General features: G+C 44.9%; 22 protein-coding genes and 1 other annotated feature. Of the genes, 11 read left to right on the top strand and 11 right to left on the bottom strand.

Features of this window, described 5'->3' with window-relative positions; genetic code table 11:
- Window positions 1-6 precede the first annotated feature (6 nt).
- From licC to licH, 3 genes are read left to right on the top strand one after another with little or no spacing between them, the layout of a single operon-like run.
- On the top strand, window positions 7-1365 hold the full coding sequence (gene licC, locus NST79_RS20150; protein WP_015250911.1) for a PTS lichenan transporter subunit IIC: 1359 nt from the start codon (window positions 7-9) through the stop codon (window positions 1363-1365).
- Window positions 1366-1383: 18 nt separating this feature from the next.
- A complete protein-coding gene (licA, locus tag NST79_RS20145) occupies window positions 1384-1716 on the top strand; it encodes a PTS lichenan transporter subunit IIA (protein WP_003227313.1) in 333 nt (110 codons plus the stop codon).
- On the top strand, window positions 1713-3041 hold the full coding sequence (gene licH / locus NST79_RS20140) for a 6-phospho-beta-glucosidase LicH (protein WP_003244285.1): 1329 nt from the start codon (window positions 1713-1715) through the stop codon (window positions 3039-3041). The genes licA and licH overlap by 4 nt, the downstream gene beginning before the upstream one ends.
- 33 nt (window positions 3042-3074) lie before the next feature.
- Here the strand turns inward: licH and NST79_RS20135 are convergent, their stop codons facing one another.
- From NST79_RS20135 to NST79_RS20105, 7 genes are all read right to left on the bottom strand, one after another.
- Complete coding sequence (locus NST79_RS20135; protein ID WP_003244231.1) at window positions 3075-4166, bottom strand: branched-chain amino acid aminotransferase; 1092 nt, start codon at window positions 4164-4166, stop codon at window positions 3075-3077.
- A 140-nt stretch (window positions 4167-4306) separates the two neighbouring features.
- Entirely contained in the window at window positions 4307-5065 is a 759-nt protein-coding gene (locus NST79_RS20130; RefSeq protein ID WP_015714939.1) for an SDR family oxidoreductase, read from the bottom strand.
- 90 nt (window positions 5066-5155) lie between these two features.
- The gene (gene dltD, locus NST79_RS20125; RefSeq protein ID WP_003227323.1) at window positions 5156-6334 is read right to left on the bottom strand and encodes a D-alanyl-lipoteichoic acid biosynthesis protein DltD; all 1179 of its coding nucleotides are present in this window, start codon (window positions 6332-6334) and stop codon (window positions 5156-5158) included.
- Window positions 6334-6570: a D-alanine--poly(phosphoribitol) ligase subunit DltC gene (gene dltC, locus NST79_RS20120; protein WP_003227325.1), complete on the bottom strand. Its 237-nt coding sequence runs from the start codon at window positions 6568-6570 to the stop codon at window positions 6334-6336. Before dltC ends, dltD begins: the two co-directional genes overlap by 1 nt.
- 16 nt (window positions 6571-6586) lie before the next feature.
- On the bottom strand, window positions 6587-7774 hold the full coding sequence (gene dltB, locus NST79_RS20115) for a D-alanyl-lipoteichoic acid biosynthesis protein DltB (protein WP_003227327.1): 1188 nt from the start codon (window positions 7772-7774) through the stop codon (window positions 6587-6589).
- A complete protein-coding gene (gene dltA, locus NST79_RS20110) occupies window positions 7771-9282 on the bottom strand; it encodes a D-alanine--poly(phosphoribitol) ligase subunit DltA (RefSeq protein ID WP_038429848.1) in 1512 nt (503 codons plus the stop codon). Before dltA ends, dltB begins: the two co-directional genes overlap by 4 nt.
- Window positions 9283-9299: 17 nt before the next feature.
- Window positions 9300-9449, bottom strand: a complete 150-nt coding sequence (locus tag NST79_RS20105; protein ID WP_003227330.1) for a teichoic acid D-Ala incorporation-associated protein DltX — start codon at window positions 9447-9449, stop codon at window positions 9300-9302.
- A gap of 149 nt (window positions 9450-9598) precedes the next feature.
- On the opposite strand from NST79_RS20105, the gene NST79_RS20100 reads away from it, so the two are divergent.
- The 6 genes from NST79_RS20100 (at window position 9599) to NST79_RS20075 (ending at window position 14224) form a co-directional block, all read left to right on the top strand.
- On the top strand, window positions 9599-9733 hold the full coding sequence (locus NST79_RS20100; RefSeq protein ID WP_003227332.1) for a hypothetical protein: 135 nt from the start codon (window positions 9599-9601) through the stop codon (window positions 9731-9733).
- A 162-nt stretch (window positions 9734-9895) separates the two neighbouring features.
- Complete coding sequence (locus NST79_RS20095) at window positions 9896-10831, top strand: 1,4-dihydroxy-2-naphthoate polyprenyltransferase (RefSeq protein WP_015250916.1); 936 nt, start codon at window positions 9896-9898, stop codon at window positions 10829-10831.
- 141 nt (window positions 10832-10972) lie between these two features.
- Window positions 10973-11605, top strand: coding sequence for a GTP pyrophosphokinase YwaC (ywaC, locus tag NST79_RS20090; protein ID WP_003244564.1), 633 nt, complete (start codon window positions 10973-10975; stop codon window positions 11603-11605).
- A gap of 128 nt (window positions 11606-11733) precedes the next feature.
- A complete protein-coding gene (locus NST79_RS20085) occupies window positions 11734-12927 on the top strand; it encodes an MFS transporter (RefSeq protein WP_015714936.1) in 1194 nt (397 codons plus the stop codon).
- Between the two features lie 6 nt (window positions 12928-12933).
- A complete protein-coding gene (locus NST79_RS20080; RefSeq protein WP_033882888.1) occupies window positions 12934-13317 on the top strand; it encodes a carboxymuconolactone decarboxylase family protein in 384 nt (127 codons plus the stop codon).
- Between the two features lie 67 nt (window positions 13318-13384).
- A complete protein-coding gene (locus NST79_RS20075; RefSeq protein WP_212060205.1) occupies window positions 13385-14224 on the top strand; it encodes a helix-turn-helix domain-containing protein in 840 nt (279 codons plus the stop codon).
- Window positions 14225-14270: 46 nt separating this feature from the next.
- Here NST79_RS20075 and ywaD read toward each other — a convergent pair whose 3' ends face one another.
- The 3 genes from ywaD to ywaE form a co-directional block, all read right to left on the bottom strand.
- Window positions 14271-15638: an aminopeptidase YwaD gene (ywaD, locus tag NST79_RS20070; RefSeq protein ID WP_003242515.1), complete on the bottom strand. Its 1368-nt coding sequence runs from the start codon at window positions 15636-15638 to the stop codon at window positions 14271-14273.
- A 154-nt stretch (window positions 15639-15792) separates the two neighbouring features.
- The gene (tyrS, locus tag NST79_RS20065; protein ID WP_080351463.1) at window positions 15793-17034 is read right to left on the bottom strand and encodes a tyrosine--tRNA ligase; all 1242 of its coding nucleotides are present in this window, start codon (window positions 17032-17034) and stop codon (window positions 15793-15795) included.
- A gap of 41 nt (window positions 17035-17075) precedes the next feature.
- Window positions 17076-17290 (bottom strand) — a binding site (T-box leader).
- The gene (gene ywaE, locus NST79_RS20060; protein WP_080529956.1) at window positions 17285-17800 is read right to left on the bottom strand and encodes a tyrZ transcriptional regulator YwaE; all 516 of its coding nucleotides are present in this window, start codon (window positions 17798-17800) and stop codon (window positions 17285-17287) included. Its footprint overlaps the feature before it by 6 nt.
- Window positions 17801-17950: 150 nt before the next feature.
- Between ywaE and NST79_RS20055 the strand changes: the two genes are divergently transcribed.
- Both NST79_RS20055 and NST79_RS20050 read left to right on the top strand, forming a co-directional pair.
- On the top strand, window positions 17951-18664 hold the full coding sequence (locus tag NST79_RS20055; RefSeq protein ID WP_033882895.1) for a TIGR02206 family membrane protein: 714 nt from the start codon (window positions 17951-17953) through the stop codon (window positions 18662-18664).
- A gap of 109 nt (window positions 18665-18773) precedes the next feature.
- Window positions 18774-19634 (top strand): glycosyltransferase, encoded by an 861-nt coding sequence (locus NST79_RS20050; RefSeq protein WP_015250924.1) that lies wholly within the window; start codon window positions 18774-18776, stop codon window positions 19632-19634.
- A 52-nt stretch (window positions 19635-19686) separates the two neighbouring features.
- On the opposite strand, the gene sacY is transcribed toward NST79_RS20050, so the two are convergent.
- The gene (gene sacY / locus NST79_RS20045; protein WP_003227349.1) at window positions 19687-20529 is read right to left on the bottom strand and encodes a transcription antiterminator SacY; all 843 of its coding nucleotides are present in this window, start codon (window positions 20527-20529) and stop codon (window positions 19687-19689) included.
- Between the last annotated feature and the right edge of the window lie 8 nt (window positions 20530-20537).

The following is a 20537-nucleotide window of genomic DNA, read 5'->3' as shown; positions in this document are numbered from 1 at the left end:
GGCTATGTGAATAAAGTCAATCAGATCTTAGAAGAAAAGGTCATGCCTATAGCGGGAAGAATTGCGGGACAGCGTCATTTGCAGGCGCTGCGTGATGGTATCATCCTCACGATGCCCCTGATTATCATCGGTTCCTTTTTCCTCATCATTGGCAACCTCCCGATCCCGGGATACGCTGAGTTTATGGCAAAAACGTTTGGCAGCTCCTGGTCTGAAAAACTGGCCTACCCAGTCGACGCGACCTTTGAAATTATGGGTCTTGTCGCCGCGTTCGGCATTGCCTACCGGCTCGCCGAGAAATACGGTGTTGATGCCTTGTCGGCCGGAGCCATTTCCCTTGCGGCATTTTTATTAGCAACACCTTATCAAGTGCCGTTTATGCCGGATGGCGCGACGAAAGAAATCATGGTTGGCGGCGGGATTCCGCTTTCGCTCATGGGAAGCAAAGGCTTATTTGTCGCCATGATTATCGCAATGGTGTCTACAGAGATTTACCGCCTTATTATCCAGCGCAATTTAGTCTTCAAAATGCCGGACGGTGTCCCGCCGGCGGTAAGCAAGTCATTTGTCGCGTTAATCCCCGGCTTTGCCGTCATCTTCCTAATTTGGGCAGCCCGGCTGATTGTTGAAGCGACACCGTTTGAAAGCCTTCATAATATTGTAAGCGTTTTATTGGGGACTCCGCTTTCCATTCTGGGAGGAAGCCTTGGAGGAAGCCTTGTCGCCGAAGCCGTCAAAATGCTTTTATGGGCCTGCGGCCTTCACGGTGCAAACATTGTTGGCGGCGTCATGGCACCGATTTGGTACGGCGCAATGGATGCCAACCGGATCGCATTCCAAGCCGGTGAGGAGCTTCCTAAGATTTTCACCCAGCAATTTTTCGATATCTGGGTCAATATTGGCGGAAGCGGCGCCACATTGGCACTGGTTGTCACGATGTTCCTGCGCGCCCGAAGCAAACAAATGAAGCAGCTCGGGAAGCTTGCGGTCGGCCCGGCCATCTTCAATATTAACGAACCGATTATATTCGGAATGCCGATCGTCATGAACCCAATGCTCTTACTTCCGTTTATCATCACGCCGCTTGTCACAGTGACACTCACGTACATCGGAATGAGCACCGGCCTTGTCGCCAAACCGGCGGGTATCGCAGTGCCGTGGACCATGCCGCCGATCTTTTCAGGCTACTTGGCGACAGGAGGAAAAGTCTCAGGCGCGGTCATGCAAGCCATTAATATTGCCGTGTCCTTTGTTGTCTACTATCCATTCTTCAGAATGTGGGATAAGCAGAAGCTGAAAGAAGAAAACGATCTGGAGCTGGTCCAAACGCCTGCAGCATCAGATGACAAAGAAGCGGCTCTGTAGAGAAAGGAAGTGAATCGCGTGAATGAGGAAATGGAACAAATCATTTTTCAAATCATCCTTCACGGAGGAAACGGTAGGAGCTCCGCAATGGAGGCCATTGCCGCTGCGAAAAGCGGTGACGCAGAAGAAGCGCGGAAAAAGCTTCAAGACGCTGCTGAAGAATTGTCAAAAGCCCATCATTATCAGACAGAGCTGATCCAAAATGAAGCGGGCGGAGAAAAGACGGAAATGACGCTTCTGATGGTTCATGCACAGGATCATTTAATGAATGCAATGACAGTGAAGGATATGGCTGCAGAGATCATTGAGTTATATGAAAAAATCACCGAGCAAAGGGGAGCAAGCATATGACAAAAGGATTGAAGATTGTAACGATTGGCGGAGGTTCAAGCTATACGCCCGAGCTAGTGGAGGGGTTCATTAAACGGTATGATGAGCTGCCTGTCCGTGAATTATGGCTTGTCGATATCCCCGAGGGCGAAGAAAAGCTGAATATTGTCGGCACACTCGCCAAACGGATGGTTGAAAAAGCTGGCGTCCCGATCGACATTCATCTTACGCTCGACCGGAGAAAAGCGCTGAAAGACGCAGACTTTGTCACGACCCAATTCCGTGTCGGACTTTTGCAGGCAAGAGCAAAGGATGAGCGCATTCCGCTAAAATACGGAGTGATTGGCCAGGAAACAAACGGCCCGGGAGGCCTGTTTAAAGGATTGCGCACAATTCCGGTCATCCTTGAGATCGCAAAGGACATAGAAGAGCTTTGCCCGAACGCCTGGCTTGTTAACTTCACAAACCCTGCCGGCATGGTAACAGAAGCCTTGCTTCGCTACTCCAACCTGAAGAAAGTCGTCGGTCTCTGTAATGTTCCAATCGGCATCAAAATGGGCGTAGCCAAAGCGCTTGATGTAGATGTGGACCGCGTAGAAGTCCAATTCGCCGGACTGAACCATATGGTATTTGGGCTGGATGTTTTCTTGGACGGCGTAAGTGTGAAGGAGCAAGTCATCGAGGCGATGGGCGACCCGAAAAACGCGATGACAATGAAAAATATCTCAGGCGCCGAATGGGAACCGGATTTCTTAAAAGCGCTCAATGTCATCCCTTGCGGCTATCACCGTTACTATTTCAAAACAAAAGAGATGCTGGAGCACGAACTGGAAGCATCACAAACGGAGGGCACCCGCGCAGAAGTCGTACAGAAGGTCGAAAAAGAGCTGTTCGAGCTTTATAAAGATCCGAACCTTGCGATCAAACCGCCGCAGCTGGAAAAACGGGGCGGAGCTTACTACAGTGATGCAGCATGTAACTTAATCAGCTCCATTTATAATGATAAACATGACATTCAGCCGGTGAACACAATCAATAATGGTGCAATAGCGAGCATTCCAGACGATTCCGCAGTTGAAGTGAACTGTGTGATGACGAAAACTGGCCCTAAGCCAATTGCTGTCGGCGACTTGCCGGTGTCTGTCCGTGGCCTCGTCCAGCAAATCAAATCCTTTGAACGTGTCGCGGCAGAAGCGGCAGTTACAGGTGACTACCAAACTGCACTCCTTGCCATGACGATTAACCCGCTTGTCCCGTCCGATACTGTGGCCAAACAGATTTTAGACGAAATGCTGGAGGCGCACAAAGCGTATCTGCCGCAGTTTTTCAACAAAATTGAAGCGTAAAAAAAGCCGGCCTGTAATGGGCCGGCTTTTTTCTTACTTGCTTTCAGTCAGCGCTGCGACTTCGGTCGTCCATCCGAATTCGTCTGCGACAGCGCCTTTTTGAATGCCTGTAATCGTGTCATATAGTTTTTTTGCGATTTCTCCTGTTTCACCGTTGTTGATCGAAAGTGTTTCATCCTGCCAGATCAGCTCGCCGACTGGGGAAATAACAGCTGCTGTACCTGTTCCGAAGGCTTCTTCCAGGATGCCGTCTTTATGGGCTTGGATGACCTCATCGATCGCAATTTTTCGTTCTGAAACTTGAAGGCCCCAATGCTTAAGCAAGGCGATGACTGAATTGCGCGTAATGCCTTCCAGGATGCTTCCGTTCAGCATCGGCGTTACGATTTCACCGTTGATTTTGAAGAAGATGTTCATGCTTCCGACTTCTTCGATGTATTTCTTCTCAATGCCGTCCAGCCAAAGCACTTGGGAAAATCCTTTCTCTTCGGCGACCTGCTGCGCTTTTAAGCTTGAAGCATAGTTTCCTGCGGTTTTGGCATTTCCTGTTCCGCCTTTTACCGCACGGACAAATTCACTTTCAACAGCGATTTTGACCGGCTTAATGCCTTCTTTGTAATAAGAGCCGACCGGAGAAAGAATGATCAAGAGCTTATACGTATGAGATGCCGCAACACCAAGGAAAGGCTCGGTTGCGATGATGAACGGACGGATGTAAAGGGACGTGCCCTCCGCATTTGGAATCCAGTCTTTATCAATTGCGACAAGCTGCTTTAAGCCTTCAAGAACCTGTTCTTCATCAATTTGCGGGATGCAGAGGCGGTCGTTTGATTGATTCAGGCGTTCCATATTTTTTTCCGGTCTGAAAAGCAGAACATGGTCATCCTCTGACACGTAAGCCTTTAACCCTTCAAACACGGTTTGGCCGTAGTGATAGACCATTGCGGCCGGATCCATTGATAAGGGCTGATAAGGAATGATTCTTGGATCGTACCAACCTTTATCTGCGGCATAGTCCATTACAAACATGTGGTCTGTAAACACTCTTCCGAACGAAAGCTGATTTGGGTCTGGTTTCGGTTTTTTTGTTGATGTCAATTCAACGCGAATCGTTTGTTTAGTCATGGTCAATCTCCCTGCTGTTAAATTGTTTATATTATCAAACTTATTTGAAAATAATTATATTCTATTGTATACCTTCAACAAATAATCGCAATAGGTTTGCTCAAATTTGTAAGAAATTCATATGAAAAAAGCAGGAGAAATTAATTCTCCTGCGTGTTCATATGCTCGAATAACCTGTCATAATCGGCGCGAGTGGCATCCCGAAGACCTTCAACACGTTCATTTGTAATCTCCTGTTTGCCTTCCTTCAAGCCGTCCAAGAAATATTGAACATATTCTTCAGATGAAATGCCCCGGTACGTCAGGCCTTGTTTATCGCGTGATTTTTGGTTTAAGCCCGTGTCCACCATAGGCGGTGCCATTTCAATCACTTCCACGCTCGTGTCGCGGAGCTGGTGTCTGAGCGTAAGCGAGAACGAGTGAAGTGCTGCTTTTGTTGCGCAGTACACCGGATAAACAGCTAACGGGTTAAACGCAAGCCCGGATGTGACCTGAACGATTGCCGCTTCAGGCTGCTTCATCAAATGAGGTGTGAAAAGGGCGGATAAATGGACAGGCGCTTGGAAATTAAGTTCAATTTCATCACCGTCCACAAAAAGATCCTCTGTCCCTTTTTTAAAGTCAATTTCCTTTTGAATGCCGGCGTTGTTGACGAGAACATTCAAGTTCGGATATTCCTTTAAAGCCCATTCATACAATGCTTCCCGCTGCGAACGGTCTGCAACATCACATTGCTTTGTATGGATGTTTGGGAGCTGCTGCTTCGCTTCTGCAAGACGTGCTTCGCTGCGTCCGCAAATGATAACTTCATTGCCGAGCTCCAGCAGGCGCTTGGCCAGTTCAAGCCCGATGCCAGCAGAACCCCCTGTGATTAAAACCGTATTGCCTGTCATCTTCATTGGATGTAACACCTCTTAATTAAGTTGGCTGTGATTCCTTTGCTATTTCAAATCTTAGCAGGAAATATGCAGCCGCGTCCTATGAGATGCTCAGGATGAAGTGACTTTTCCGGTTTTATAAAATTCGTCAATTGCTTTATCGACATACACCCAGCCTTTCCAGCCGATGTGAATGGTGTCTTTCATGAAATACGGGTCATATTCATGCCCTGAGAAATCAGCAACCTGGAAGCCCTTCGCTCTGATTTGTTTATTTACCTTTTTGTAATAGTCAGTGCGTCCTTTTTTCGGGAAGCCCGTGTAATCGTACCATTTCCCGTTAACAGGAATGGTGACAAACATAGGCTCTGCGCCCGCATCCTTCAGGATATCGAGCATCATTTCAAAGTCGCCATATTCCGGTGACACCGCATACGATCTTCCTTTGTTTTTCCCTTTCAGCTTAGGCACTTTCGGCTTCAGCTTTTTATAGACAGGGTTGTCGATGTGAAAATCGTTAGAACCGGAGTGGCGTTTGCCCGATTGATCCGCTAGTTTATTCAATTCAGACCATGACTTATCCTTTACTGACTGCGAGATATAGCGCTTTGGCCCGGATGATTCTGTCGTTGAATAATACAGATCTTTCTTTTCCAGCATGCTGTAATACACTTTCGCCGCCGGCTTCAGCGCGTTCACTTTCCACGTCTGGCCGTTTACCATTGCTTTGTACAGCTCAGAAAGAATGGCATCGTTTTGCACAGCCTTAAAGCGAAGCATGCGTTTCATCATTTTCTTTTTAATTTCAGGGTCGATCTGATCGTTAAATGCCAAATCAAGCCCTTGCAGCGCAGAATAGTTCGGCGCGAAATGCTGTTCATCAGACCCGCGCTTAATAAACCATTGCGGAGACACGATGAATACGATTTTTTTGCCCTTCAGCTGATCCATATGGGCAGCGAAGTTTAAAGAATGAATCAATGACTGGGATCCGCCTTTGCCGACAAGGTATGGCGTGAATCCCTCATTGTTTACCTGAAAATAATTAGATGGGTGGAACTCGTCCAGCCGAGAAAGCTCAGAAGACCCGTAAATCGGAAGATATGTCGGATCTTTGAGCATCTGATCTTGTAAATATAGCCCTTGAAACATACTCGGATTCAAGGCTGTTGCTGACTCTTTCACACGCTTATCGGTGATGAAGCCTGTCAGCCATGAAGATGGAATTGCGATGGCGCCTGCGAATAGAATAAACGCCAAAATAATTGGACCGAAAAAACGCTTTTTCATTATTTCAACTCAGACAGCTGATTTACAATGTTGTTAGGTGTATTCCAAACGTCCCGGTCAAATTCAGTGATCGGCACTAAAATATCAAAACGGTTTTCAATCGCAAGCAGCAATTCTACTGTTCCAAAAGAATCAAGCAAACCTTCTTCAAAAATTTCAATATCAGGATTTTCCTTTACGATGTCATCCTGGCAAACCTCTGCTAAAACGTCTAATACCTCTTGTTTAAAATCCATAGCTTTCTAATCTCCTTTAATGGTGGTGATGAAATGGTTTTCCTGAGAAAATATAAAACCCGAAGCAAACGAAATGGAATGTGATCACAATAGCGAGAATGGTTGTCCAGCGGTTGGACGGCAGCCATTTATATTTCTTATTCCACTTCTCAAAAAAGTTGTAACATGTCATCAGCACGGCATGATAAAGGCCGTAGATGATATATTGCGGCGCGAGCCCGTGCCAAACCCCCATCAGCATAAACAGCAGGAAATACCCGATGTTTGAGACGGCCATACGGTTTTTGATCCACTTTTTCTTAGTCATCCAAAATACGAATCTCATAAACACATAATCTCTGAACCAAAATGACAGAGACATATGCCAGCGATTCCAGAAATCTTTAATATTTTTACTGATAAACGGTTTATTAAAGTTTTCTGGTGATTTAATGCCCATAATGTAGCTGACCCCGACGGCAAACATCGTGTAGCCGGCGAAATCAAAGAATAAATACATGCTGTAGCCGTACATGTACAGCAGGTTCCCAAGAATCTTATTGTGCGTGATTGCGGGAAGATTCATGATGAAGTACGTATTGATCGCGTAGCCGATAATAAATTTATACAGGAAACCGATGAAGATTTTATGGATTCCCGTATACAACAGGTCGGCGTATTCTTCTTTCGTCCAAGCCTTCTGTTCATCCTTGACGAACCGGCGGTATCTGTCGATCGGGCCGGAGGAAATCGTCGGGAAAAACAGGATGAAATACAGCAGGCGGTGCAATGGCAGCTGTTCTTTCAGCAGTCCGTCTCTTGCTTCCATAATCAGCTGAACGCCTTTAAAGGTTAAATATGAAATCCCTAAAAAGCTGATCAGGTTATGCGGCGGATGATGCGGCTGCGGGTGTGAAAGAAACGGCCATATTTTTGACAGAAATAAAGGCAGAATCGACGCGATAACAGCCCCGCAGAAGACAAAGCCGCTGTTCGCTTTCTGCCGGTATGCCAGATAGCCGCTGATCAGGAGCACCTGCCATATTGTAAACAGGCACAGCGCGATGACCCCGTGTAAGTCGTGCGAAAAAATTAAAGCCAATATAATGATAGATATGAACATGTTGTATGCTTGAAATCTTTTTCCGTTTAAGCCGAGAATGATCGTCGGCAGAAGAAGAATGCCAAGCAGTATAAAGAATAAAAACGAGCTGTAAGGCGTCATACAAGAACCTCTTCGCCAATGCGTTTTCGGTCAATTTTGCCGTTAGCCGTCATTTGAATGTGATCCTGATAGATAAATTTTCTCGGGATCATATATGCCGGAAGAGAAGCGGCAAGCTCTTTTTTAATAGCGCTTGTCAGCTGGAATTCCTTCTCAAACTCATGCTCCTCAGGCACAATAGCAGCGATCAGGTACTCAACTGTTCCGTTTGGCTGATAAGGAATCACGACAGCAGAACGAACGTACTGTGACTGTCTGACATGGAACTCGATTTCCTCCAGCTCCATTCGATAGCCGTGAAGTTTAATCTGAAAATCCAAACGTCCTTGGCAGAAAATCTGACCGTCTTGAATAAAGCCGGCATCGCCAGTTCGGTATGCCCACTGGCCTTCATGAGAGAAAAACGCTTTTTCCGTCAGCTCTGGCTCACCAAGGTAGCCTCGGCTTACACTCGGCCCTGCAATGACGATTTCTCCTTTTTCTCCATCAGGAAGCGGCTGTCCCTCTTCATCCATAATGAAAATGTTCATATCTGGTTTGGCGAAGCCCACTGGAAGCGATTCGCTGCGGCTGATGACGTCATCCGTAATTTCAACCGATGTGACAGCCACTGTCGCTTCAGTCGGGCCGTACGTATTAAAAATCTTCGCTTTCGGAAAACGCTCAAGCAGCGCTTTTGCCACAGAAACCGGAAGAACCTCTCCGCAAAACATAAATGTGTCCGCATGAGGCAGCAGATCCTGTGAAAAACCCGGATCCATCAGGCACATTTGCACAAAGGAAGGTGTTGACGTCCACACATTCAGCCCGGACTTCTTCAGCTCTTCAAATAAGACTTTCGGCTTGTTCACAGCATCCTTTGTCACGCAATGTAAAGTCCCGCCTGATTGAAGGCACGGATATAGGTCCATGACAGACAAATCAAATGAGAACGGCGCTTGGTTTAAAAATATTTTTCCTCCGCTGACTGGAAAGTCTGCACAAATCCAGTCTGTGAAGCTTTGAAGGTTCGCAGCGGAAATCTGCACGCCTTTCGGATTTCCTGTGCTTCCGGAAGTGTAAATGATATAAAACGTTTCGTGTTCTTTGACCCATTGATCTTGGCTGACAGAGCCGCCTTCGTTTTCCAGCAGTTCTTCCGCAGAAACTGTCTGAATCTGCTGGCCGACTGCATCAATTGAGAGTCCTGCTGCATGGATCAGCAATTCTGCTCCAGAGCTTTCGATAATTTTCGCAATCCGTTCGGACGGAATAGACAGGTCAACCGGAATATAAGGATGTCCCGCTTTGACACTTCCCAAGAAGGAAACAAGCATGTGCGGCTCCATGTGGCCGTACACAAGGATAGGAGATTTCTTTTCCCCAGAAATGCGTTTTTGGATCGCGGCAGCCGCGCGGTCAGACTGCTCCCATAATTCCTGATACGTGAGCGACTGGCCTTGAGAGCGGAAGGCATCGGTTTGCGGATAAGTTTCCGCATGTGTTTGAATAGCATGTAAAAGTTTCATAGTTATTCTCTCTCCAATTAGAAATCGTTATAAATATATGAACCGGTATTCGCGGTGTGAAAACCATACATAAAAAACAAAACAAGCAGTATCATCAAATAAAAGCCTGTATGACATGTCCACTTGACAGCGGGTTTTTCATACAGCTGTTTCATTAATTGCAGCATATCAAAAATTCCCTTCCCGTTTTTTCGACAATCACATGATTATTTGACGATCAGATGCTCAAAAAGTTTCATTTTTTCCCTAATCTCCCTCAAATTAATATATCGGCGTATGTTTTTGAAAATGAATCTTTATACCTGCAAGGGCAAGAATGGAATGTTTCGAGCTGATTCATAATAAAGGAAAAGATACCTGGAGTCAAAAGATCTTTTTAACTTTTAAAAAGTGTAATGTACTTAAAAAAATTTTTCTGTACCTGTTCGTTCAAGTGAAAGCAGAAACCTAATGAAATCAGGGCGAGAAGCGTATAATAAGAAAGAAAACGCCTTCTTGCGGTATCTTGTGAAATAAGGGAGAAGTCATTATGATAGATAAGGAAGCAAAAGGAGTTTTTTATTAAGCTGCCGGCTGAAAAAAAGTAAGCCTTTTAATAGAAAGGAAGAGGAAGATGAACCAAACAAATAAGGGTGAGGGTCAGACAGCGCCGCAAAAAGAAAGCATGGGGCAGATCCTTTGGCAGTTAACCCGTCCTCATACGTTAACCGCATCGTTTGTGCCTGTGCTGCTCGGAACCGTTTTGGCGATGTTTTATGTGAAGGTTGATCTGCTGCTGTTTTTGGCTATGCTGTTTTCTTGCCTATGGATCCAGATCGCGACGAACTTATTTAATGAATACTATGATTTTAAACGCGGATTAGATACAGCAGAATCAGTCGGAATCGGAGGGGCAATTGTACGCCACGGAATGAAGCCTAAAACGATTTTGCAATTAGCTCTTGCCTCATACGGGATTGCCATTTTGCTCGGTGTCTATATTTGTGCGAGCAGCAGCTGGTGGCTTGCGCTGATCGGCCTTGTCGGCATGGCGATCGGCTATCTGTATACAGGCGGGCCGCTGCCGATTGCGTACACGCCGTTCGGTGAATTATTCTCAGGCATTTGCATGGGTTCGGTGTTTGTGCTGATTTCGTTTTTCATTCAGACAGATATGATCAACACGCAAAGCATTTTGATTTCCATCCCGATTGCGATTCTTGTCGGCGCGATTAACCTGTCGAACAACATTCGTGATATTGAAGAGGACAAAAAAGGCGGACGCAAAACATTGGCGATTTTGATGGGGCATAAGGGAGCTGTTACTCTGTTAGCTGCGTCGTTTGCCGTCGCTTATATCTGGGTTGTCGGCTTGGTTATTACCGGTGCCGCAAGCCCATGGCTGTTTGTCGTCTTTTTAAGCGTGCCTAAGCCGGTTCAAGCAGTGAAGGGCTTCGTCCAAAAAGAAATGCCGATGAATATGATTGTCGCAATGAAATCAACAGCCCAAACAAATACATTTTTCGGATTCCTGCTCTCGATCGGATTATTGATCAGCTATTTCCGATAATAAAAAAGACCGCTCGTTTCGTGCGGTCTTTTTTTGTTACAATCGACTGCATTTTGTAAAAAAATTCATAGAACCTTGCAGCAGACAGGGACGTCTAGTACATGGACAGCGGATAAAGTTCCGTTAAAGGAGATGACGAAAATGGATTTATCTGTAACACATATGGACGATTTAAAAACAGTAATGGAAGATTGGAAAAATGAATTATTAGTTTATAAATTTGCGCTAGATGCGCTCGATACAAAGTTCTCAATTATCAGCCAGGAATATAACCTCATTCACGGACACAACCCGATTGAACATACAAAATCCCGTGTCAAAAGCTTTGAAAGCATCGTGAATAAGTTAATGAGAAAGGGCTGTGAGATTACGACGAAGGAAATGAAGGAGCATATTCACGACATTGCCGGCGTGCGCATCATCTGTTCCTTTATTTCTGACATTTATAATGTCGTGAATGTGTTGAAGCAGCATGAAGATTTGAGAATCGTAAAGGTAAAGGATTATATCCAGACACCCAAACCGAATGGCTATCGAAGCCTGCATTTAATCATTGAGATGCCTGTGAATTTAACGAACCGTGTGGAATACGTCAAAGCAGAAATTCAAATCCGGACAATCGCGATGGATTTCTGGGCGAGCCTTGAACATAAAATTTATTATAAATTGAACAATGACGTTCCTAAGCAATTAACAGATGAGCTGAAGGAAGCCGCGGAGATTGCCCATTACCTAGATGAGAAAATGCTGGGGATTAAGAAAGAAGTGGATTGATAACAAAAGCGAAGCCTGACAGGGTTTCGCTTTTTTTCTTTGCTTGCTAGTACTTTTTATACCAGTATAAACTCACTTCTGTTTCCATGATTGAACCTGCTTTATCATGCATGGGAAAGGAGGTAAACATGAACCATTCCATTTCATTATCGAGAGGTTTGATTTTTCTTATAGCGGTGACTAGCGGGTTTACGGTAGCTAATGTCTATATCAATCAAACATTGCTTGTCAGCATGGCAGGCACGTTTCATGTGACGCCGGCACAAGCTGGGATGATTGCTACATTGGCGCAGATTGGCTATGCGGCGGGGAACCTTCTGCTTGTTCCATTGGGAGATCTTTTTGAACGCCGCCGCTTAATTGTGAGCCTGCTATTCTTAGTGGGGGTTTGTTCGGCCGCTTCAGCGTTAGCTGTAAGCTTTCCATGGCTAGTCATCACAAATTTATTATTGGGATTCTTCACGATTATTCCTCAAATCCTTGTGCCGTTTGCGGCAGGTTTAGCAAATGACAGGAACAGAGGAAAAGTACTCGGAAACGTAGCCATCGGCTTGGTTTGCGGAATTTTAGGGGCGAGAGTGGTCAGCGGGGCGATAGATGCCCATTATGGCTGGCGGGTAATGTATTGGATTGCCTGTGCAGCAGCCGTCATCATTATGTTGATCATTCACTTCTGCTTTCCGAAAAGCAAAGGGACACATGCATTTCATTACGGAAAACTCATTTCTTCATTATTTCCGCTTTTGATCAAGGAGAAAGTGTTAAGAAAAGCATGTGTAAACCAAGGCTTCATGTTCGGCGCCTTCAGTTTATTTTGGACGACGTTAGTGTTTATGGTGAGTGAACCTCCATTCTCGTTTGGCAGCCAGACTGCCGGAACAATCGGTTTGGTGGGAATTGGCGGGGCTTTTGCAACTCCGCTGATCGGCCGGATTATTGATCAAAAAGGAGCTGCTTTTTCCAACAAGCTTTGTATGTCTTTTACCTTATTGTCATTTGTTTTATTAATGGCAGGCCAGACTTCATTGATTGTGATTGTATTGGGCGCTTTATTCATCACCATGGGCATTCAGGCGAATCAGGTGGCGTGTCAGGCGGAGATTTTCCAATTGTCGGCTGAAATGAGAAGCAGATTGAATGGCCTCTTTATGGTCAGCACGTTTTTAGGCGGCGCCTTGGGATCGTATGCAGGAGGTGCAGTCTGGATGCTGTTTCATTGGAACGGTGTTTGTATTCTGGGGATGATCATGGTCGGTATTGCCTTCAGTTCAAGGATTACCATAAATCGTACTACTAAAAAAGCGATATTGGAAGGGAGATAGAAGCTGGTGCGAACAAGTGAACATTATAAAAAAGGGTTAGATATTCTGAAACAAATTGATGAGGAGAACTATGAAGCGATCGTGGGCAATTTTAAACATTCCATCGCTCCGGACCTTGGTGTGCTTGCCGTGGAGTTTAACTACGGTCAGATTTTTTCAAGACCAGGTCTTGATCTGAAATCCAGATTATTAGCAACCGTTGCTGGATTGACTGCATTGGGCAATACCCAGCAGCTAAAATTCTATATTAACGGAGCCCTGAATGTCGGATGGACACAAGAAGAACTCATAGAAGTCATGATGCAGATGATTATTTACTCAGGTTTCCCGAATGCACTGAATACCATTCTTCCTGTGGCCGCGGAAGTATTTGCAGAACGAAACAAATAATATAAAAACCTTCTCCTTTTTATGTAGAATACTAATAGGAAATTCTATGCAGAAGGAGAGTGTGTATGTGGACAGTATGGCAGAAAAACGGAAAGAGCTAGGGGAGTTTTTAAAACTGAAAAGGGCACAGCTTTCTCCGCAAGAGTTTGGATTGCCTATGGGCACCAGAAGGAAAACAACAGGCTTGAGAAGAGAGGAATTGGCCCAGCTGTCCGGTATAGGTGTCACATGGTACACATGGCTGGAGCAGGGAAGGGATATTCGGGTATCGACACAGGTACTGGAAAGCATATCGAGAGTGCTCAAATTGAATTATGAGGAAAAACGTCATGTCTTTCTGTTGGCTGACCATCATGTTCCTTTAGATGATCAGGATGAAGATAATAAGAGCCTTCCTCTGGCTGTGCGGCACTTTATTGATCATTTAACCAATTGCCCTGTTTATGTGACTGACGAAAAGTGGGACGTTATTGCTTGGAACACAGCAGCTTGTGCTGTGTTCGGCAATTTTGGCCAAATGGGCAGTAAGGAAAGGAACGCCATATGGCGATGTTTCACCTCGAAGGAGTATCGGAATCTGCTTGACGACTGGGAAAGCCACGCCAAAAAACTTATCGCACAGTTTCGATCGACAGCCAGCCGGTTTCTTGGGGAAGCATGGATAAAAGAGTTGATCGATGAGTTAACTGAAAGAAGCCCCGAATTTAAAAAATGGTGGAACCACCACGAAGTATTAGGCACACACGCAGGAGAAAAAGTACTTCATCACCCGGCAGCCGGAAAAATGGTGATGGAGCATATGACATTACAAATATATGACTCTCCTGATTTGAAACTGACCATTTATCGCCCGTTAGAAAAAGAAAATACAGTTGATAAACTGAAAGCTTTACTTATAGACGGCTAAACAGCTGATCATTATAAAAAAGACGGCACCCAAGTGCCGTCTTTTTTTATTTGATATCTTCAAAAATGTCAGATGCTTTCGCCTTCATTTGTTTCTTAATGGTTTTCGGTTTCTTCTCTTTTTTCACAGCCTCATAGACTGCGGCTGTCACAAGATCGCCTGCTTGCTGGAGGCGTTCTTTGCTGATATGTTCGATCGAGTCTTCAGGGGTATGATACCACGGCTCAACTTCTTCTGTTTCCGGGTCTCCCCAAATAAAGTTGGCGGAATCAATGCCGGCTTCGTGGAATGGCACATGATCAGATGATCCTCCCTGTGTCAGAGACAGGCTGTCAAATCCAATTTTTTCAGCAGCCGTACGGCTGGATTCCCAAACATAGTTAGATTGGCCGTCCAATGTGTTGACATACAGCTCAGACGCTTTTTCCCAGCTTGTGCCTACCATATCTAAGTTGAAGTTCACTTCGCTTCGTTTCAGCTCTTTTTCTGATAGATGATCTACATAGTGGGAGGAGCCGAGCAGGCCGAGCTCTTCGGCGCCGAAAGCGATAAAGCGGATTTCTTTATCAGATGGAACGCTTTTTAAGACACGCGCCATCTCCAGCATAACAGAGGTTCCTGAGCCGTTGTCATTTGCTCCGGGCGAAAAAGGAACACTGTCGTAATGGGCCGTCACGTACACAATGTCTGGATGTTTGATGTTCTTTGGTTTTTTGATTCCGATGATGTTCTGAGAGGTTTGGTTTGTGAATGCTTTTAGTTTTAAGGTGGCTTCTTTTTGCTGGGTAAGTGCTTCGCCGTCTTCTTTCTTAATGCCGACGACCGGAATGCCGACTTTATTTCCCGACAGGTTTGGCGTCATAGGCACGAGGCTTTCTTTGTTGTTATAAATGATGACAGCTTTCGCTCCGGCGGCTTCGGCATTTTTGGCTTTCTCGTAATAAGTCAGGTCTCCTCTGGAAATCAAGGCGATTTTGCCCTTGGCGTCAGCGGTAAAGTCCTTTTGATAGCCCAATCCCGCATTGTAAAGCGGGGCCGTCAGCCCTTGTTCTTCAGTCGGAGCTGAGCCGGACGCCGCTTGGAGAAGAATATCGCGTCCTGCTGAAGACAGTGTTCCCTCAAGCCGGTCAGGAATGTTGAATCGTTGAACCTTCACATCAAGCTTTAATTTTCTCATTGATGAGGCGATCAATAGGGCACTCTTTTTTTCAGCTGCAGTTCCGGCTATTCTGGGGCCGATTGCTTCACTTAGCTGAGAAATGGTAGAGTACGCATGCTTTGCTTTGAATGGAAGCTCGCGCTCGCTATTTGATATTTGTACAGCGTGCGCGGCAGGGGTGACACTCTGTGCCGGCAAGAGCAGTGTGCCGGCAGTTAAAACAGCCATCGTCATGACAGTCAAAAGCTTTTTCATCAAAAATAAACCTCCCCTAAATGTATGGTTGGGGAATATTTCGGGATGCTAAAGGAGTTTCCTGCAAGATGAAGAGCGTTTTTGAAAAGACAGTGCTTTATACCTGCAAAAAACGCTTATGAATGAAGGGTCATAAGCGTTTCGGAATATCAGACTATTGGAGCTTTAAAAACTTGCGTTTGCCGACTTGGATGATCATATTCTCTCTTATCTCTGCTTTGGCGTGAACATCTGTTATTTTCTCTCCGTCGATGCGTACACCTCCGTTTTGAATCATGCGGCGCGCCTCGCTCTTCGAAGAGAGGAGTTTTAGCTTGACGAGCAGATCAATCATCGCTATCGTTTTTTCGCCTTTCCAGTTTACGGCCGGTATATCTTCCGGCAGGCTGTTTTCCTGAAAGACTGTTTTAAACGAGTGTTCGGCAGCTTCTGCTGCTTTCTCTCCGTGATACATTCGGACGATTGTTTTGGCTAAAAGCATTTTGGCATCACGCGGATGAACGGCGCCGGTTTCTAAGTCTTTTACGAGCTGTTTTTTTTCTTCAAGCTCTAAGTCTGTCGCCAAGTGGATGTATTTTTTCATCAGGCTGTCGGGCAGTGACATCGTTTTTCCGTACATGTCGTTTGGATGTTCGTTAATACCAATGTAGTTGTGTTTCGACTTCGACATTTTCTCGACGCCATCCAAGCCTTCCAAGAGCGGCATAAGGATGACGACTTGTTTTTCTTTGTTGTATCGTTCTTGGAAATGCCGTCCCATGAGGACATTGAAATGCTGATCCGTTCCGCCTAATTCAATATCACTTTCGAGAACGACAGAATCATATCCCTGCATCAATGGGTAAAAGAATTCATGCAGTGAGATTGGTTTTTGCATGGCGATGCGTTCTTCAAAGTCGTCGCGCTCCATCAGGCGGGCTACTGTTATTTTCCCTGCTAATTCAATGACATCTTCCAGATTCAATGTTTTCAGCCATTTTGAGTTGTAGTGAAGCTCGACTTTTTCTGGATCAAGCACTTTTCCGAATTGCTCAAAGTAGGTTTTGGCATTGTGCTGAACTTCTTCATCAGTCAGTTGCTTTCTGGCTGCCGATTTTCCGGTCGGATCACCAATTTTTCCTGTGAAATCCCCAATTAACAGCTGGACAATGTGGCCGTTTTCTTGAAATTGGCGAAGCTTATTTAACACCACCGTATGGCCCAAATGTACATCCGGTGCAGACGGATCTAATCCGAGCTTAATTTTAAGCGGCGTGCCCGTGGAAATTGATTTCACGAGCTTTGCCTTTAATTCCTCCGGCGGTATGACTTCGTGGGCGCCTGTCATGTATAGCTGTAGCTGTCTTTCTACCTCTTTTTGCTGTGACGCTGTGAGCTGCTCAAATGTTCTCATCATTTTTCCTCCTTTTTTACAAACACAAAAAAGAGCCCATCCCGATAAGGGACGTGGCTCAATGCACGCGGTACCACCCTGGTTGAAGACATTGTCTTCCGCTCATTCGAATAACGGTTTCCCGTTCTTTGCTACTTTTAAGGTTCACAAAGAAAGCTCGGGGAGGTAATTCACGTTTGCTGTGTGCCGGCTCGCACCTTCCGCCGGCTCTCTGAAACAGGGAGACAAACCGCTACTGGATTCCCGTCAAAGCTTATGTTGTATGAAGATTGTCAGCTACCTTTCTAAGCAGCCCTGTCAATATTTTCTGTTCGTCCTTCGTCATTCCCGCAATGAGCTCTGTTTCCCCTTTGTGAAACACCGGGTAGAGTTCTTCGATCGCTTGTTTGCCGGAATCGGTGATAGAGACAAACACGAGTCGCCGATCTCTTGTGTCGATGCTTTTACGGCAAAAATTCTTTTTTTCGAGCGTTTTGATCACGTTGCTTGCTGTAGCTGTAGATATCCCTGACAGCTCAGCGATTTTTCTCGTTTCGAGCGCTCCCCATACCCATAGATCATAAAGAATGGAGAAAGCGGTCCAAGAAAGGTTATAGGAAGAAAGAACCTCAGTCTCCATTTTGACACGGAGCCTTTGTGCAGACCGATACAGATTCGTAGCGATCGAAATGGCTTCCAGGTTGAGTGACTCGACGGGCATTTGTTTGAGCTTAGAAAGTGTATCGTGTTCTTCCTTCCGAAGCTGCTGATGTTGATGTGAACGTTCCATTTTTTAGGCCTGCCTTAAATTATCAGAATCATTAGCTATGAAACGAATTGTAGCAGAGTCTGGTGTGAACTTCAAGCCCATATATCGGTTGAATAAAAAAAGCCCAAACAACGCCAAAATAAACAAAAAACCGCAAACGGGGGTGCAGTTTTGCAAAAATATGTTCAATCCGTCTATAAACATGATCCGTTTCATCTATTTTCGACAGAGCATGTAGTGACGTTAGCGATTATCGCCCTTTTGGCCATTCTGTTGTTTTTGTTCCAAGAGAGGGTCAAGCAGCCGAGGGCCAGCCGGTTTTTGCGTTCTCTGTTTGTGTTTCTTTTGCTTGGTTCGCAAATCGGCTATCAAATATGGATGGTCGCCACGGGCAGGTGGTCGGTGCGCACTTCATTGCCTCTCCAGCTTAGTGACCTGTCGGTATATTTGTCAGCTATTATGTTAGTGACAAAAAGCAGAAAGCTGTTTGTATTTTTGTTTTTTGTCGGCGTCGGCAGTTCGATTCAGGCTCTTGCCACTCCTGACCTCGGTATGTTTTCATTTCCGCATATACGATATATCCTCTTTTTTATTTCTCACGGATCTGTGTTTTTATCCTGTCTGCTGATGGCTGTGATTGGCACCTACAGAATGGGCCAGCGCTCATTATGGGTGACAGTCCTGCTTGTTAATGTGTACGGCGTCTGTATTTTCCTGATTGATCGCTGGCTTGGCGCAAATTATATGTATTTGACGAAAAAACCGGGCGGATCCTCTCTCTTAGATGTTCTCGGACCATGGCCGTGGTATATCGTCTCGGCTGAAGCCATCACAATCGCAAGCTTTTTCATTCTTTATTGGCTTTATCGCATCTTCAAAAAATGACACCTTTTTTGTTGTATCACACATTCTGTTTAAAAAAATGTCGGAGAACGTGTTTATTTTTTTGAAAAAGGGTATGTAACTTGTACAACAAAAAGGGAGATGAATACCATTGAGGAAAGATGAAATCATGCATATCGTATCATGCGCAGATGATAATTATGCTCGTCATTTAGGTGGGATGTTCGTTTCTTTATTGACTAACATGGATCAGGAGAGAGAGGTAAAATTATACGTCATTGATGGCGGAATTAAGCCTGATAACAAAAAAAGACTGGAAGAAACCACTTTGAAATTCGGAGTGCCGATTGAGTTTTTAGAAGTGGATACCAAAATGTATGAACATGCGGTAGAGAGCAGCCATATTACAAAAGCCGCGTATTACCGCATTTCGATTCCCGACTTAATTAAGGATGAAAGCATCAAACGAATGATTTACATCGATTGCGATGCGCTTGTCCTAGAGGATATTTCTAAGTTATGGGACTTAGACATTGCGCCATACACCGTAGCCGCTGTTGAGGATGCGGGGCAGCATGAACGCCTGAAAGAAATGAACGTCACTGATACAGGGAAGTATTTTAACTCAGGTATCATGATTATTGATTTTGAGTCTTGGAGAAAGCAAAACATCACAGAAAAAGTCATCAACTTTATCAATGAACACCCAGACGAAGACTTTCTTGTGCTGCATGACCAAGATGCACTGAATGCGATCTTGTATGATCAGTGGTATGAACTTCATCCGCGCTGGAACGCTCAAACCTATATCATGTTAAAGCTGAAAACCCCATCGACTCTGTTAGGGCGGAAGCAATATAATGAAACGAGAGAAAACCCGGCAATCGTGCACTTCTGCGGCGGAGAAAAGCCTTGGAACTCCAATACAAAACATCCGTATCGCGATGAGTATTTCCATTACATGTCCTATACGAAGTGGAATACGATCAGCAACCCGGCGATCAACCAATAATACAGATATAAAAAAACGCTTTTGAGATGATCAAAAGCGTTTTTTGTTTGTCTCAGCGTGCGACTGACCGTTGGTAGAACCGCTGAATATGCATGGCGATGTAGCACAATTCTTTTTCAGGAAATTCAAAGCCGTATTCCTTCTTCACAAAGGTGCCGATGCTTAGGGCACACAGGAAGGCATCCTTAAACTTCTCTTTAATGATGTCGATCATTTCTGCGTCCAGCTCGTAAATGGATTCGCCTGCTTTGATATGCTGAATGGCAAAGCGGAGATGGGTCACAAGCCGTTCATAAGAGATGGTATCTTCAACGATATTAATAGACAGTTGAATTTCGATAATCTCGATAATATCACGAATCATTGTTGTAATATCAAGCGTTTGTGTCATATCGCCGGCATTGTTTCTTGCTGTGTGGATATGCATGGCGATATTGCCGATTTCATCATCAGGAATGTGAATCCCCAGTTTATCTTTAATCAGTGTTCTGGCCCATAAGCCGATCTGGAACTCCTTTGGATAAAGGACTTTGATTTCATTCAGCAGCGGATTTTTGATAACCATCCCATTGCTCAGGCGTTCAATCGCAAAAGAAAGATGGTCTGAAAAAGCGACATGAATGCGCTCGTTGATTTTGATGTTCAGCTCTTTTTCGGCATGAGAGATAATTTGCTCAGAAATCTGAATGTGGTCTTCAGGCAATGTTTCTAAAATCTCTTCGAACTGCTTATAGTCAGGTGTATCTTTTCTGATAAAGGTTTTTTCTATTTTTGACGGATCGACAATATCATTCTTCTTTTTGTTAAACGCAATTCCTGCACCCAAGAGAATCTTCTCTTCATTTTGATCCTTTACGACGATAGCATTATGATTTAAGATTCTTTTAATTTTCATAGCTTTTT

This window comes from Bacillus sp. PS196 (assembly GCF_037963555.1).
Lineage (GTDB): Bacteria > Bacillota > Bacilli > Bacillales > Bacillaceae > Bacillus > Bacillus subtilis.
This window is presented reverse-complemented; position numbering and strand designations above follow the sequence as displayed.

Coding starts and splice junctions, on each gene's coding strand:
- licH (WP_003244285.1), top strand. CDS start 1,713: ATGACAAAAGGATTGAAGATTGTAACGATTGGCGGAGGTTCAAGCTAT.
- NST79_RS20135 (WP_003244231.1), bottom strand. CDS start 4,166: ATGACTAAACAAACGATTCGCGTTGAATTGACATCAACAAAAAAACCG.
- NST79_RS20130 (WP_015714939.1), bottom strand. CDS start 5,065: ATGAAGATGACAGGCAATACGGTTTTAATCACAGGGGGTTCTGCTGGC.
- dltD (WP_003227323.1), bottom strand. CDS start 6,334: ATGAAAAAGCGTTTTTTCGGTCCAATTATTTTGGCGTTTATTCTATTC.
- dltC (WP_003227325.1), bottom strand. CDS start 6,570: ATGGATTTTAAACAAGAGGTATTAGACGTTTTAGCAGAGGTTTGCCAG.
- dltB (WP_003227327.1), bottom strand. CDS start 7,774: ATGACGCCTTACAGCTCGTTTTTATTCTTTATACTGCTTGGCATTCTT.
- dltA (WP_038429848.1), bottom strand. CDS start 9,282: ATGAAACTTTTACATGCTATTCAAACACATGCGGAAACTTATCCGCAA.
- NST79_RS20105 (WP_003227330.1), bottom strand. CDS start 9,449: ATGCTGCAATTAATGAAACAGCTGTATGAAAAACCCGCTGTCAAGTGG.
- NST79_RS20100 (WP_003227332.1), top strand. CDS start 9,599: ATGGAATGTTTCGAGCTGATTCATAATAAAGGAAAAGATACCTGGAGT.
- NST79_RS20095 (WP_015250916.1), top strand. CDS start 9,896: ATGAACCAAACAAATAAGGGTGAGGGTCAGACAGCGCCGCAAAAAGAA.
- ywaC (WP_003244564.1), top strand. CDS start 10,973: ATGGATTTATCTGTAACACATATGGACGATTTAAAAACAGTAATGGAA.
- NST79_RS20085 (WP_015714936.1), top strand. CDS start 11,734: ATGAACCATTCCATTTCATTATCGAGAGGTTTGATTTTTCTTATAGCG.
- ywaD (WP_003242515.1), bottom strand. CDS start 15,638: ATGAAAAAGCTTTTGACTGTCATGACGATGGCTGTTTTAACTGCCGGC.
- tyrS (WP_080351463.1), bottom strand. CDS start 17,034: ATGATGAGAACATTTGAGCAGCTCACAGCGTCACAGCAAAAAGAGGTA.
- ywaE (WP_080529956.1), bottom strand. CDS start 17,800: ATGGAACGTTCACATCAACATCAGCAGCTTCGGAAGGAAGAACACGAT.
- sacY (WP_003227349.1), bottom strand. CDS start 20,529: ATGAAAATTAAAAGAATCTTAAATCATAATGCTATCGTCGTAAAGGAT.